The sequence below is a fragment of the Tatumella saanichensis genome (assembly GCF_000439375.1).
GTDB lineage: Bacteria > Pseudomonadota > Gammaproteobacteria > Enterobacterales > Enterobacteriaceae > Tatumella > Tatumella saanichensis.
Genome location: NZ_ATMI01000055.1, coordinates 1 through 14,476 on the forward strand (window position 1 = coordinate 1; position 14,476 = coordinate 14,476).

13 protein-coding genes and 5 tRNA genes are annotated in these 14,476 nt (G+C 50.3%); 2 read left to right on the top strand and 16 right to left on the bottom strand.

From position 1 onward, the window contains the following. From DW47_RS0115630 to ffh, 4 genes are all read right to left on the bottom strand, one after another. Nucleotides 1-349, bottom strand: a 349-nt coding sequence (locus DW47_RS0115630) for a tRNA (guanine-N1)-methyltransferase (protein WP_029687369.1), incomplete at its 3' end; no start/stop codon positions are given. A 35-nt stretch (nucleotides 350-384) separates the two neighbouring features. Further along, the gene (gene rimM, locus DW47_RS0115635) at nucleotides 385-933 is read right to left on the bottom strand and encodes a ribosome maturation factor RimM (protein WP_029687370.1); all 549 of its coding nucleotides are present in this window, start codon (nucleotides 931-933) and stop codon (nucleotides 385-387) included. 24 nt (nucleotides 934-957) lie between these two features. After that, a complete protein-coding gene (rpsP, locus tag DW47_RS0115640) occupies nucleotides 958-1,206 on the bottom strand; it encodes a 30S ribosomal protein S16 (protein ID WP_029687372.1) in 249 nt (82 codons plus the stop codon). Between the two features lie 145 nt (nucleotides 1,207-1,351). Then, on the bottom strand, nucleotides 1,352-2,713 hold the full coding sequence (ffh, locus tag DW47_RS0115645; protein WP_029687373.1) for a signal recognition particle protein: 1,362 nt from the start codon (nucleotides 2,711-2,713) through the stop codon (nucleotides 1,352-1,354). Between the two features lie 169 nt (nucleotides 2,714-2,882). On the opposite strand from ffh, the gene DW47_RS0115650 reads away from it, so the two are divergent. Together DW47_RS0115650 and DW47_RS0115655 are read left to right on the top strand one after the other, a co-directional pair. Further along, nucleotides 2,883-3,674, top strand: a complete 792-nt coding sequence (locus DW47_RS0115650; protein WP_029687375.1) for a cytochrome C assembly family protein — start codon at nucleotides 2,883-2,885, stop codon at nucleotides 3,672-3,674. 24 nt (nucleotides 3,675-3,698) lie between these two features. Beyond that, complete coding sequence (locus DW47_RS0115655; RefSeq protein ID WP_029687376.1) at nucleotides 3,699-4,982, top strand: HlyC/CorC family transporter; 1,284 nt, start codon at nucleotides 3,699-3,701, stop codon at nucleotides 4,980-4,982. 134 nt (nucleotides 4,983-5,116) lie between these two features. Here the strand turns inward: DW47_RS0115655 and luxS are convergent, their stop codons facing one another. The 12 genes from luxS to pncC all read right to left on the bottom strand — a co-directional run bounded on the left by luxS (nucleotide 5,117) and on the right by pncC (nucleotide 14,447). After that, entirely contained in the window at nucleotides 5,117-5,632 is a 516-nt protein-coding gene (luxS, locus tag DW47_RS0115660) for an S-ribosylhomocysteine lyase (RefSeq protein WP_029687377.1), read from the bottom strand. Between the two features lie 149 nt (nucleotides 5,633-5,781). After that, complete coding sequence (gene gshA, locus DW47_RS0115665) at nucleotides 5,782-7,344, bottom strand: glutamate--cysteine ligase (RefSeq protein WP_029687378.1); 1,563 nt, start codon at nucleotides 7,342-7,344, stop codon at nucleotides 5,782-5,784. Nucleotides 7,345-8,115: 771 nt separating this feature from the next. Continuing rightward, nucleotides 8,116-8,192, bottom strand: a tRNA-Arg gene (locus DW47_RS0115670). A gap of 36 nt (nucleotides 8,193-8,228) precedes the next feature. Beyond that, a tRNA-Arg gene (locus DW47_RS0115675) sits at nucleotides 8,229-8,305 on the bottom strand. A gap of 47 nt (nucleotides 8,306-8,352) precedes the next feature. Beyond that, nucleotides 8,353-8,429, bottom strand: a tRNA-Arg gene (locus DW47_RS0115680). Nucleotides 8,430-8,500: 71 nt separating this feature from the next. Next, a tRNA-Arg gene (locus DW47_RS0115685) sits at nucleotides 8,501-8,577 on the bottom strand. A gap of 9 nt (nucleotides 8,578-8,586) precedes the next feature. Next, nucleotides 8,587-8,679 (bottom strand) — tRNA-Ser (locus DW47_RS0115690). 266 nt (nucleotides 8,680-8,945) lie between these two features. Next, entirely contained in the window at nucleotides 8,946-9,131 is a 186-nt protein-coding gene (gene csrA, locus DW47_RS0115695; RefSeq protein WP_029687379.1) for a carbon storage regulator CsrA, read from the bottom strand. Nucleotides 9,132-9,380: 249 nt separating this feature from the next. Further along, nucleotides 9,381-12,008, bottom strand: coding sequence for an alanine--tRNA ligase (gene alaS, locus DW47_RS0115700; protein ID WP_029687380.1), 2,628 nt, complete (start codon nucleotides 12,006-12,008; stop codon nucleotides 9,381-9,383). Nucleotides 12,009-12,145: 137 nt separating this feature from the next. Beyond that, nucleotides 12,146-12,655, bottom strand: coding sequence for a regulatory protein RecX (locus DW47_RS0115705; RefSeq protein WP_029687381.1), 510 nt, complete (start codon nucleotides 12,653-12,655; stop codon nucleotides 12,146-12,148). 132 nt (nucleotides 12,656-12,787) lie between these two features. Then, complete coding sequence (recA, locus tag DW47_RS0115710) at nucleotides 12,788-13,858, bottom strand: recombinase RecA (protein ID WP_029687382.1); 1,071 nt, start codon at nucleotides 13,856-13,858, stop codon at nucleotides 12,788-12,790. A 97-nt stretch (nucleotides 13,859-13,955) separates the two neighbouring features. Further along, on the bottom strand, nucleotides 13,956-14,447 hold the full coding sequence (pncC, locus tag DW47_RS0115715; protein ID WP_029687383.1) for a nicotinamide-nucleotide amidase: 492 nt from the start codon (nucleotides 14,445-14,447) through the stop codon (nucleotides 13,956-13,958). Nucleotides 14,448-14,476 lie beyond the last annotated feature (29 nt).

A 14,476-nucleotide genomic window follows, 5' to 3' on the forward strand; every position in this document is an offset into this window, starting at 1 on the left:
CTTCATAGCGACCACACACCAGAATCAACTTCTGATCAGCTGCTAATTCGCAAACCCCTTGTTGGTCGAGTTTGCGTCCCTGAGGTGACAGATAAATCCCCTTAGCGCCTTCACCTGCCGCTGCTTTCGCTGCATGGATGGCATCCCGTAAGGGTTGAACCATCATCAACATTCCCGGCCCACCACCGTAGGGGCGGTCGTCGACAGTACGATGTCTGTCGTGTGTGAAGTCTCTAGGAGACCAACACTGAATGCTGAGCAGACCGTTTTTTACAGCCCGGCCAGTTACCCCGAAATCGGTAATCGCACGAAACATCTCTGGAAACAGGCTAATCACACCAATCCACATCGCGTTCGCCGTTGGTTTACCGTTATGTCCGGAGATCAAAAACCAGGATCCCAATCTACTTCAATTGTGCCAGTAGTGAGATCGACTTTTCTGATAACCTGTTCATAAAGAAACGGGATTAACCGCTCTTTAGCGCCAAAAGCATCTTTCAGGTTTGCCTTAACGACCATAACGTCGTTCGATCCAGTTTCCATCATATCAATGACTTTACCCATCGCGTACCCGTCAACACTGACTACCTGGCAACCAATAAGGTCTTTCCAGTAGTAGTCACCGTCTTCCAGTGTCGGCAGCTGCGTTTGATCAACCACGATTTCGCAGTTGGTCAACTGTGCCGCAGCATCACGATCATCAATGCCTTTGACTTTGATAATCATGTCCTGATTATGATTTTTCCAGCCTTCTAGCTCAATCTGCTGCCATTTACCGGCACGCTGAATAAACCAAGGTTGGTAATCAAAGATGCGCTCAGCGTCTTCAGTGGAAGAAAACACTTTGAGCCAACCACGAATACCGTAAGCCGCTCCCATTTTTCCTAATACCAGCGAATCAATCGGAGGTTGTGCGGTAGATTTTCCGGTCATGCTCATGTTCGCCACCGTGACAGATTAAGCTGCTTTTTTTGCTTCTTTAACCAGCGCGTTAACGCGGTCAGAAACGGTTGCGCCTAAGCCAACCCAATGCTCGATGCGATCCAGGTCCAGACGCAGTGCTTCAGCCTGACCAGATGCAACTGGGTTGAAGAAACCAACACGCTCAATGAAACGACCATTACGCGCGCTACGGCTGTCAGTAACGACAACCTGATAGAATGGACGCTTTTTAGCGCCGTGACGTGCCAAACGAATTGTTACCATAACATCCTCTTTAGTTAATAAAACAACCGGGCCCCATCGAGGAACGGGGCCCGGGTGCAATATAAAAAGCCCGAAAATTTTACTCATTTTGGCGCAAAAAGCAACCGTTAACTCATATCGCTTTCAGGCTTTTCATTATTCCGGCTTAACGGCCAGGAAATCCTGGCGGCATCATGCCTTTCATGCCACGCATCATCTTAGCCATGCCGCCCTTCTTCATCTTTTTCATCATCCGCTGCATATCGTCGAACTGTTTAAGCAGACGATTGACATCCTGCACCTGCATGCCACAACCGGTGGCGATACGGCGCTTACGGGAACCTTTGATAATTTCTGGTTTTTCCCGTTCTTTACGGGTCATGGAGTTGATGATCGCCTCCATGCGCACCAGGACTTTATCGTCCATCTGCGATTTTACGTTGTCCGGTAGCTGGCCCATCCCCGGCAGTTTACCCATCAGGCTGGCCATGCCACCCATGTCACGCATCTGCTTCAGCTGCTGCAGGAAGTCATTGAGATCAAAGCCATCACCGGTTTTCAGTTTCTTGGCCAGTTTCTCAGCCTGATCGCGGTCGACTTTACTTTCGATATCTTCGATAAGGGACAACATGTCGCCCATACCCAAGATTCGGGAAGCAATACGATCTGGGTAGAAAGCTTCCAGTGCGTCAGTCTTCTCACCCATCCCCATAAACTTGATTGGTTTACCGGTAATATGGCGGATAGACAGCGCCGCACCACCGCGGGCATCACCGTCGACTTTGGTCAAGATCACCCCGGTCAGCGGTAAGGCTTCGTTAAAGGCTTTCGCGGTGTTAGCCGCATCCTGACCGGTCATCGCATCGACCACGAACAGGGTTTCTACCGGATTGATCGCCGCATGGACCTCTTTGATCTCGTCCATCATCGCGTCATCGACGTGCAGACGACCAGCGGTATCGACTAACAACACGTCATAGAATTTGAGACGGGCTTCATTTAAAGCATTTTGTACGATCTGTACCGGTTTCTGGCTGATATCGGACGGACAGAAGTCCACACCGACCTGCTCAGCCAAGGTTTCCAACTGTTTAATTGCCGCTGGACGATAGACGTCAGCAGAGACGACCAGCACTTTTTTCTTGTGCTTTTCGCGGAGGAACTTACCGAGTTTACCGACACTGGTGGTTTTACCCGCCCCCTGCAGACCGGCCATTAGTACCACTGCCGGTGGCTGTGCCGCCAAGTTGAGGGTGTTGTTCTCCGCCCCCATCGCTGCGACCAATTCATCACGGACGATTTTGATAAATTCCTGGCCCGGAGTCAGGCTCTTGTTCACGTCGTGACCGACAGCGCTCTCTTTGACTCGGGAGATAAACTCACGCACGACCGGCAGCGCAACATCCGCCTCCAGTAACGCCATGCGCACTTCACGCAGAGTGTCTTTAATATTGTCTTCTGTCAGCCTTCCGCGGCCGCTGATATTGCGCAGTGTTTGCGACAAACGATCGGTTAAATTATCAAACATTACCTTTCACTCAGAAAATATAGCGAAGCCGCCTGTGCGACATTTACCGGCCAGTATAACATGAAGCGCCAGCGATCTCTGCAATTGACCATCAGATCGTTTTACGCACCCCATCGCGGGCGCTATACTGGCTTTCTGTACACTAAACGATGACTCACACGAACCCTCTATGTCAGCTTTTGCGATTTTGGCGTTATTTGCCTATTCACTTAGTCTCGCTTTAATCATTCCCAGCCTGTTAACCCGGGCCAGCGGCTGGCGGCGGCTGGCAATGATTTCTGCGATCATTGCGCTGATTTCTCATGGTGTTGCCATTGAGCAGCGTATGTTTGTCCTTAGTTCTGAGCAGACCTTCAGCCTGCTAAATACTGGGTCGCTGGTCAGCCTGATGATCAGTGCTGTGATGACAATCGTTGCCTCACGCAATCGTGGCTGGCTGTTGCTGCCGTTTGTGTATGCCTTTGCTCTGATCAATTTGGCATTGGCGACCTTTGTCCCTGACGCGTTTCTTACTCACTTGGAAACGACCCCAGGAATTTTGCTACATATTGGCCTCGCCCTTTTTGCCTATGCTACGCTTATCATCGCGGCGTTATATGCCTTGCAATTGGCATGGATCGATTATCAGCTGAAAAATAAGAAGCTGGCCTTTAGTCAGGATATGCCACCGCTGATGGTACTGGAGCGTAAAATGTTCCATATCACCCAAGTGGGAGCGGTATTACTCACCTTGGTACTGTGCAGTGGCATGTTCTATCTGCATGACCTGTTTTCCGCTGAAAATATCGATAAAGCCATACTTTCGCTGCTTGCCTGGTTCGTCTACATCGTTCTGTTGTGGGGACATTACCGGGAAGGCTGGCGCGGTCGCCGTGTGGTCTGGTTTAACTGTAGCGGCGCTGTGCTGCTGACCATGGCCTACTTTGGCAGCCGGGTTTTACAACACCTGCTGACACGTTAACAATAAATACAAGGAAATTGCGCGTTGGAACATGTTTCAACCAGTACGCTTATTATTATTCTGGTCCTGATGGTATTGGTTTCCGGCTGGTTTGCCGGCTCAGAAACCGGCATGATGACTTTAAACCGCTACAAACTGCGTCATAATGCCAAACAGGGTAACCGTGCGGCAAAACGAGTAGAAAAGTTACTGGCCAAACCTGATCGCCTGATTAGTTTGGTGCTGATCGGTAATAACCTCGTGAATATTCTGGCCTCCTCACTGGCCACTATCGTGGGTATCCGTCTGTACGGTAATGCCGGGGTGGCGATTGCTACTGGGATCTTGACCTTTGTGGTATTAGTGTTTGCCGAAGTGTTGCCAAAAACCATTGCTGCCCTCTATCCGGAAAAAGTCGCTTATCCCAGCAGTTTTTTGCTGGCTCCTCTACAAGTCATTATGATGCCGGTCGTTTGGCTGCTAAACACCATTACCCGCGTACTGATGCGTATGGTGGGTATCAAAACCAACGGTGCAGTCAACTCGGCATTGAGCAAAGAGGAATTACGGACCATCGTTCATGAATCACGCTCGCTGATGTCACGTCGTAACCAAGATATGCTGCTGTCTGTGCTGGACCTGGAAAAGGTGACTGTCGATGACATAATGGTTCCGCGTAATGAAATTGTCGGGATTAACGTCAATGATGACTGGAAATCGATTATCCGGCAGCTAACTCACTCGCCCCATGGCCGAATTGTGCTGTTCCGCGATAACTTGGATGACACCGTAGGCATGCTGCGGGTACGTGAAGCTTGGCGGATGATGAATGAAAAGAAGGAGTTCACCAAAGAGAACCTGCTGCGTGCTGCTGACGAAATTTATTATATTCCGCAAGGCACCGCGCTGAACCTACAATTGGTGAAGTTTCAACGTAATAAGAAGAAAGCCGGCTTGGTGGTCGATGAATATGGTGATATCCGTGGTCTGGTGACTATCGAAGATATCCTTGAGGAGATCGTCGGTGACTTTACGACCTCAATGTCGCCTTCATTAGCCGAAGAGGTCATGCCGCAGACTGACGGTTCAGTGCTGATCGATGGTAGCGCGAATATCCGCGAGATTAACAAAGCCTTTAACTGGCATTTACCGGAAGACGGAGCTCGGACCATTAATGGCATGCTTCTCGAAGCCCTCGAAGAGATCCCGGAAGTGAATACGCGAGTACAGATCGACCACTATGCCATCGATATTCTTGATGTGCAGGACAATATGGTCAAACAGACGCGCATTACCCCGCCTACCTCGCTGGGATCGTCCCTGCACTAATCAGTGACTAAAACTGACTTCTGACCCCGGCACTGACTGGGGTTTTTATTAGCCACTCGACAAATTATCCCCATAAAAAAACGCCCAACAGCAGCGCTGCGGGCGTTGTTCTCTGCATCAGACTGCCAGTGTAGCTAGATATGCAGTTCTTTCAACGTTTCTGGCGGCAGCGCAAGCTCGTCGTTATGGTTAACAGTAACATCACGGGTAATGATGTTACGGGCAATTTGCTGTGCCTCTTCCAGAGAGTGCATATGGTAGGTCCCGCATTGGAATTCGTTCAGCTCTGGAATTTTGCGCTGGTCTGTTACTTTCAGCACATCTTCCATCGCCGCTTTCCAAGAGTCAGCCACACGTTGCTCTGAAGGGGTACCAATCAGGCTCATGTAGAAACCGGTACGGCAGCCCATTGGCGAGATATCGATGATTTCAACGCCGTCACCGTTCAAGTGATTACGCATAAACCCAGCAAACAGATGCTCCAGGGTATGGGTGCCGCGTTCTGACATGACTTCTTTGTTAGGAATGCAGAAACGCAGGTCAAATACCGTGATGGTATCGCCGTGTGGTGTGTTCATGGTTTTCGCAACACGGACAGCAGGCGCTGCCATACGGGTATGATCAACAGTAAAACTATCCAGCAATGGCATATGATTACCTCTTTTTTAAAAAATTTTCGTATTCAGTGAAACTTTTCTGTCAGGTGCGAGTCTGAATCTATGAAAGACGCGCATTTGTTATCATCATCCCTGACAACAGAGATGTTTATTCGGCCACAGTGATGTGGCCTTTTCTTTTTCTAGCCCTTACGGCCCGCCAGATAACTTTCGAAATCCAACGTATCAGCCGCCTCAATCGCTTGCTGAGCCGCAACCGATGCCAGTGCCTGCTCTTCAAGCTGAGCGTCAGTCAACACTTCTAGAGGCTCCGCAGCCAGCATCTGCCGATACTCTTCTGCCAGTAAGCGACCTGCTGTGGCAATCCCCTGCTGTTGCATCGTGTCCAGAATACGTCCGGAGTAAGTCAACTGCGGGTTATCAACAGACTGTAGCAGATCCTCACAGACCTGCTGATAGGCATTGTCTGCATGCTGACTGTCCATCACCACAGCAATACGCTTAAGTCCATCAAAAATCTGCCCAGCAATCTGTTTCAACGGGTACTGTGTCTCGCTGCAACCGTCACTCAATTCAAGACCTGGTTTGCGTCCCTCCGTCACTACCCGGTTCCAGTTATCTTTGGCACAGGCTAAGGCTTCCGCACTCATCTCCGGTGCCTCTGCTAGGGCACACCAGATCAAGAACATATCCAAGAAGCGGACCTGCTCTTCATTAATACCGATCGGGGTAAACGGGTTAACGTCCAGTGACCGGACTTCGATATACTCAATACCGCCTCGGCTTAGGGCCTCTGAAGGGGCCTCACCAGAACGGATCACCCTTTTCGGGCGGATCGGTGCATAGAGTTCGTTCTCAATCTGCAGCACGTTGGTGTTGAGCTGAATACGCTTACCGTTTTTATCAAATTCTCCCATCTGAGCATACTCTTCAGAGGGAGTTTTAATGGCTTTTTTCAGGGCGGTAACATAACCGTCCAAAGAGTTAAAGGTCATCCCCAGCCCACTCTGCGACTTGTTGGTATATCCTAAATCACTGAGGCGCAGTGAAGTGGCATAAGGTAGCCACCAGGTCCCTTTGCCATTACTTTCCAGCGGCAGTGAGTCTTTACCCTGTGGCAGAAAACTCTCACAGATCGCTGGCGAAGCACCAAACAGATAAGGAATGATCCAGCCAAAGCGGTAATAGTTACGGATGAGCTGCAGGTAACCGGCAGAAATCTGTTGTTTACCCTGAGTACTGTTTTCAATACCCAAGCGTGCTTGCCAGAAAGTTTCCGGCAGGGAGAAATTGTAATGCAGGCCGGAAATCACCTGCATCAGAGAACCGTAGCGGTGTTTCAGCCCTTCACGGTAGACGGTTTTCATCCTCCCGATATTGGAGCTGCCATATTGTGCTAGGGTGATATCCTGTGGTTCACGAATAATGCAAGGCATGCTGAACGGCCATAACCGTTCGTCACCGATCGAGCGGCTGACATGGCGGTGAATATCCCGTAGGAAGGCTAGTAAATGGCGAATGTCTCGGTCTACCGGGGTGACAAATTCCATCAGCGATTCAGCAAAATCAGTAATAATCCACTCGTGGGTCAGTGCCGAACCGAGCGCCTGTGGATGCCCCTGCGTCGACAGATGGCCGTTAGGTTGAACCCGCAATGTTTCTCGCTCAATCCCGCGCCCAATGCCGTTAAGTGCTTCGGGGTGCTTCTCCAGCCAGCTCAATGCTTCAGATACATCAGGTATCACTGTCACCTCCCACGGTGATAATAGATCTTATAATTCTCATGACGGTTCCAGTGTAACAACGAACCCTTTATGACGAAAAACGAAAATGCCACATTCGGCAAGGAGACCTATTCCACTACTGCGTCCTTCAGTCGTCAGATACAGTGTAGCGGGTAATCCTTGCCCTGCTTTTGCCCGCAGAGCATAACCGTTAGCCCAGACTGTATTGCCTAGGTCTCCTGCAGTCATCCAACAATATAGGACAACGAATGGCATCGTTCCCATGATCGTACAGGACAGGCCGCAACGATACTGTTAAGACGTTACTTTATATTAATGTCTAAGGCTTGTCGCCGTCATAAGTAAACCGTAAATGCGGCCGGTCTCGGGCTAACAGTCTGATGTTGCAAATTATTCCGCCATCCAGTTAGCCTATCACAGGCTTTGCGCAGTAACCGCCCGACTTGCCGTGCAGTGACTGGAAGTCCACGTAGGAGCACTCCCCCGTAAAGTGACAGAAAACATTAATAGTCCCCTCTGGAAGTGATAAAGACGATTTACCACTGGGCTATGCCAAAAAAAGCAAAACTTTCAGTATGATGATTGTAGGTAACAGGGATCGTAACCAGACAACCAATGCTGGCGGAGCCTAGGAGCACAGAACCGCTATGCAGTAAAGTTAGCAAGACCAATGGGATGTGCAAAGAAAGGATAAAAGCAAAAAAGGATTGATGGCCGCAGGATCAGTCAGAGAAGTGACTAATATAGGAGAATGCGTGAGATAATCAGGGATGGTGCATCCGGGAGGATTCGAACCTCCGACCGCTCGGTTCGTAGCCGAGTACTCTATCCAGCTGAGCTACGGATGCATCGGAAAACATGTTGATACTGAGGTACTGTAGGGATGGTGCATCCGGGAGGATTCGAACCTCCGACCGCTCGGTTCGTAGCCGAGTACTCTATCCAGCTGAGCTACGGATGCATCGGAAAAAAATGATGGATGGTACAACCTGAGAAACTACACGAGAATGGTGCATCCGGGAGGATTCGAACCTCCGACCGCTCGGTTCGTAGCCGAGTACTCTATCCAGCTGAGCTACGGATGCATTTTGGAATTCTTGTATAATGCTAAGTGCTGATATCACATCTCTGTAAAATAACGTTACCCTGTTACGTATGGTGCATCCGGGAGGATTCGAACCTCCGACCGCTCGGTTCGTAGCCGAGTACTCTATCCAGCTGAGCTACGGATGCAACGTAAAATGGCGGTGAGGGAGGGATTCGAACCCTCGATGCAGCTTTTGACCGCATACTCCCTTAGCAGGGGAGCGCCTTCAGCCTCTCGGCCACCTCACCATTGTGTTACTTTACTTCCCGCTTGATTCAGAGCTTTGCGTTGCTCTTCGTCGCTGCGTTGGCGCACATATTACTTTCCCCCACTTATAAGTCAAACACTTTATTTCGGAAAATTGTTCGCTTGAACACTTCATCACCAATCAGGGTGTTAAAACAACAAAAAGAGTGATTATTCAACAGCGAAGAGCCTAAAAAAGCTCGAGTGTAAGGGGGAAACGGTGGAACAAAAAGAGACGCGCCTCGTTAAAAACGAGGCGCTGAATTTGTTAGTAGTCTGACTGCTGCGTTTTTTCTGCCTGAATACGCTGGTAGATCTCTTCGCGATGAACAGATACCTCTTTTGGAGCATTAACGCCTATCCGCACCTGATTCCCTTTCACACCTAAAACTGTGACCGTCACCTCATCACCAATCATGAGGGTTTCACCAACTCGACGAGTTAGAATAAGCATTCTTTGCTCCTTGAAAGATTAAAAGAGTCGGGTCTTTTCAGGCTCCCGGCGAATCCATCGTATATCGCAATACATCTATTGACTACGACTGATACACAAAATTCAGTCATTTTGCCAATACATTTCGCTAATAGTTAGTTTAGCCGAAATAAACCATTACACCCTGACTTTATCATTATTGGTAGTGCTTCGTGTAAAAAGCGCCCAGGAATCCCCTGAGCGCCCTTACCGATGGCTTGTTTTAGTTCATTACAACTTAGCACTGACCAAGGCTTCAACCCCGGCAAGTGCCGCAGGAAGCGCTGCAGGCTCGGTGCCACCGGCCTGAGCCATATCCGGACGACCGCCGCCTTTACCGCCGACCTGACTGGCAATGGCCCCAATCAGCTCCCCTGCTTTCACCCTGTCTGTTAAATCTTTCGTGACCCCGGCAATCAAAGAGACTTTCCCTTCACTGCTGGTTCCCAGCACAATGATGGCAGAACCTAGCTGATTTTTCAGATCATCCACCATAGTCCGTAACAGCTTAGGTTCAGTGTTAGGTAGTTCACTGACCAGCAGACGCACACCTTTGACCTCAATCGCCTTAGAAGCCAGAGAACTGCTGGCCTGGGCCGCTTGCTGATCCTGCAGATTCTGGAGTTCTTTTTCCAGAGACCGCACCTGCTCTACCAGCATCCGAACTTTGTCATTCAGGTTACTACTGTTTGCTTTCACCTGATGAGCAATCTCATGTAGCTGATCATCTTGGGCGAACAACGTTTGCAGTGCAGCTTCGCCGGTAACTGCTTCAATACGACGTACCCCCGCGGCAGTCCCTGATTCAGAGGTTATACGGAATAGACCGATATCCCCCGTGCGACTGGCATGGGTACCGCCGCACAGCTCTACAGAGAAATCGCCCATAGTCAGTACACGCACCTTCTGGTCATACTTCTCGCCAAACAGCGCCATCGCGCCACTGGCTTTAGCCGCCTCGATATCCATGATATCGGTCTCAATGGCCAAGTTACGGCGGATCTGTGCGTTGACGATCTCGTTGACGCGACGAAGTTGCTCTGGTTTGACCGCTTCGCTGTGCGAGAAATCGAAACGCAGGTATTTATCGTTAACCAGTGAGCCTTTCTGTGCGACATGATCACCCAGTACTTCACGTAAGGCCGCATGCAGCAAGTGAGTGGCAGAGTGATTCAAACGGATACGGGCACGACGTTGTTCATCCACCTTGGCCGCTAAGCTATCCCCGACGCGTAAGGTACCGCTTTCTAGAACACCTTTATGGCCGTTTGCCTGACCGTATTTCTGAGTATCCGTCACGGTAAAGCTCACACCTGAAGCCGTCAGGGTACCGGTATCACCAACCTGACCACCGGACTCACCGTAGAACGGAGTATTATCAAGGATCACCACTGCCTGCTGACCGGCGTTCAGGGTATCCACGGATTGGCCTTCAACGAAGATCGCTGTGACCTTTGACTGTGCCTGTAGGGCATCATAGCCGCTAAAGGCAGATTCACTGTCAACACGGATCAGGTTGTTATAGTCAGCACTGAAACCACTGGCCTCACGGGCACGCTGACGCTGTGCTTCCATGGCAGCTTCAAAACCGGCTTCATCGATTTTAATGTCACGCTCACGGCACACATCAGCGGTTAAATCTGCTGGGAAACCGAAAGTATCATACAGACGGAAAACCGTTTCGCCGTTCAAGGTATCCCCTTGCAGCGCATTCAGTTCCTCGTCCAGCAGCGCCAGTCCACGCTCCAGCGTTTTGGCAAACTGTTCTTCTTCGGTTTTCAGTACCGCTTCAACATGTTCTTTCTGTTTACGCAGTTCATCACCGGCAATATCCATTACGTCGATCAACGGTTGCACCAGCTTATAGAAGAAGCTTTCTTTGGCGCCCAGCATGTTACCGTGACGCACCGCGCGACGGATAATGCGGCGCAGCACATAACCGCGGTTTTCGTTAGAAGGAATAACACCGTCGGCAATCAGGAATGCACAGGACCGGATATGATCGGCAATCACCCGCAGGGATTTACTGGTCAGATCCTCGGTGCCAATCACTTTAGCGACCGAGACAATTAGATCACGGAACAGGTCGATTTCATAGTTAGAGTTAACGTGCTGCAGTACCGCACTAATACGCTCCAGACCCATACCTGTATCCACTGACGGTTTAGGTAGTGGCAGCATGGTGCCGTCTGGTTGGCGGTTAAACTGCATAAAGACGATGTTCCAGATCTCGATATAACGGTCACCGTCCTCTTCCGGACTGCCCGGAGGACCGCCCCAAATATGGTCACCGTGATCATAGAAAATTTCGCTGCACGGGCCGCAAGGACCGGTATCCCCCATCTGCCAGAAGTTATCAGAGGCGTAAGCACTTCCTTTGTTATCACCGATACGGATAATCCGTTCAGCAGGAATACCGATATCGTTCGCCCAGATGTTGTACGCTTCATCATCGGTTTCATAGACCGTCACCCACAGGCGCTCTTTCGGCAGGTTAAACCACTGCTCTCCGGTCAATAATTCCCAAGCGTAGGCGATGGCGTCAGACTTAAAGTAGTCGCCAAAGCTGAAGTTACCCAGCATTTCAAAGAAAGTGTGGTGACGTGCGGTATAACCGACGTTTTCCAGATCATTGTGTTTACCGCCGGCACGCACACAACGCTGAGAAGTCGTGGCCCGGTGGTAACTGCGCTTATCCTGTCCAAGGAAAACATCTTTGAACTGGTTCATCCCGGCGTTAGTGAACAGCAACGTCGGGTCATTGTTTGGTACGAGGGAGCTGCTGGCTACAACCTGGTGTCCCTTGCCATGAAAGAAATCGAGAAACGCTTGACGGATCTCAGCAGTACTCTTGCTCATAATTGTCCTGGTATCACGCTAACGGATGTTCCGGTAAAGTCGGGGGCCCGCGATTGACGGTAGCGGCCCGTGACAGAGGAACACAAAGTGGGAATAAGATAAGTTTTCTTCACAGGGAAGTAAAACCTGATTATGGCTCAGTGGTCAAAATTTGCTAAAACAGTACGAATATCTGCCAGCATAAAGCCTCTAGAGTGTAAAAAACGCTGCGCTTTCGCCTTTTCTTTAATATCTGCCGGTCCATTTTCACCGTACTTTTTGGTTACCACTTCCGCTGCTTGTAGCGGCCAGTCTATTCCCGCCTCTGCCAGTGCCTGGCGGATAACCTCGCGTTCCAGCCCTTTCTGTTGTAAGTCTTGCTGAATACGCTGCGGTCCGTAACCATTACGGCTGCGGCTGACAATAAAACGCTCGGCAAAACGCTGATCATCAAGCCAGCCATTTTGCTGGCAGTGGTTAATGACCTGCTCTAATGCGTCTTCATCAAGGGGGATTTCCTCGCCATTACGCTGCTCACTGCGCTTTAGAGAGAGTCGAATTTTCTGGCTGAGTTCATAGGCGGAATGGTCACGTTGTGCTAACAGACGCATAGCACGATCAAGTAACAAGGTGAATGAGGGACGGCGCTCAGTCTCTGAAAAAAGCATGTCGCTCCTTTTTGCGGCTTAGGGTTTCCATATCAATCCCTGTTTTACCGTATCACAACAAAAAAAACAAAAAACGGGAGTGACCCTAAGGTCAGCTCCCGTTTATTCACCGCAGTCTCAGTAAGACCGGGATTAGAATTCCTGTTTTTCATCTCCGGCAGCATCAAAGGCTTCTTCACCTTTGGTGGCAGCGGTTTTCTCTTCGGTGGTTCCGCTCAGTAACATGTCACGCAGCTTCTGTTCGATTTCAGTCGCAGCCTGCGGGTTATCACGCAGATAGTTACTGGCATTGGCTTTACCCTGACCGATTTTGTCACCGTTATAGCTATACCAAGCACCGGCTTTCTCAATGAGTTTGTGCTTAACCCCCAGGTCAACCAGCTCCCCGTAGAAGTTAATCCCCTCGCCGTACATGATCTGGAACTCAGCTTGCTTAAACGGCGCCGCAATCTTGTTCTTCACCACTTTGACGCGGGTTTCACTGCCCACGACATTGTCCCCTTCTTTGATCGCACCGATACGACGAATATCCAAACGGACGGAGGCATAGAACTTCAGGGCGTTACCCCCAGTCGTAGTTTCTGGGTTACCGAACATCACCCCGATTTTCATACGGATCTGGTTAATAAAGATCAGCAGAGTATTGGACTGTTTCAGGTTACCGGCCAGCTTACGCATCGCCTGGCTCATCATACGTGCCGCCAGTCCCATATGAGAGTCACCGATTTCACCTTCGATTTCCGCTTTCGGTGTCAGAGCCGCCACGGAGTCAACGATGATCACATCGACAGCCCCTGAGCGCCCCAGAGCATCACAGATTTCCAGCGCCTGCTCACCGGTGTCTGGCTGAGAACACAGCAGGTTATCAATATCCACACCTAACTTCTTGGCATAGATAGGGTCCAGTGCGTGCTCTGCATCGATAAAAGCACAGGTTTTGCCTTTACGCTGTGCAGCAGCAATCACCTGCAACGTCAGTGTCGTTTTACCGGAGGATTCAGGCCCATAAATTTCAACGATACGGCCCATCGGCAGTCCGCCGGCACCTAAGGCAATATCCAGCGACAGAGAACCGGTAGAAATGGTTTCAACATCCATAGTGCGGTCTTCACCCAGACGCATGATGGAGCCTTTACCGAATTGCTTTTCAATCTGCCCCAGCGCTGCGGCTAAAGCCTTCTGTTTGTTTTCGTCGATCGCCATTTCCACTCCTGATTATGCCGGATTAGCCAGGCAAATTTGATTGTCTTCTCTGTTACTATGGACAATGATTATACTGTATAATCATACAGTATCAAGTTTATTTTTGAGCAATGTGCTCGCAGAGTGTTTGCAGGGCAAACCTCACCGCCTGACGTCGAACGGCATCGCGATCGCCGCTGAATACACGCTGTGCCGCGCTAAGCTCGCCGCCAGGAAAGGCAAAACCAAACCATACGGTTCCAACGGGCTTTTCCTCACTGCCTCCCCCTGGGCCGGCAATACCACTGACGGCAATGGCGTAATCTGCCGGGGCATGTGTCTGTGCCCCCCACGCCATTTCGCGCACTGTCGCTTCGCTGACCGCACCTTGTTGGGACAGAGTCTCAGCTTTGACACCCAGCATCTGCATTTTTGCTGCATTACTGTAGGTAACAAACCCTTGCTCAAACCAAGCAGAGCTGCCGCTGATATCTGTCAGCACCTTGGCTATCCAGCCACCGGTGCATGACTCGGCGGTGGGGACAGTAGCCCCGGCAGACAATAGTAACTGCCCAGCCTGGACGCTTAATTGTTGTAAGTCCTTATCCATATTCTCTCCTGCGGGGATGGCATCAGAAA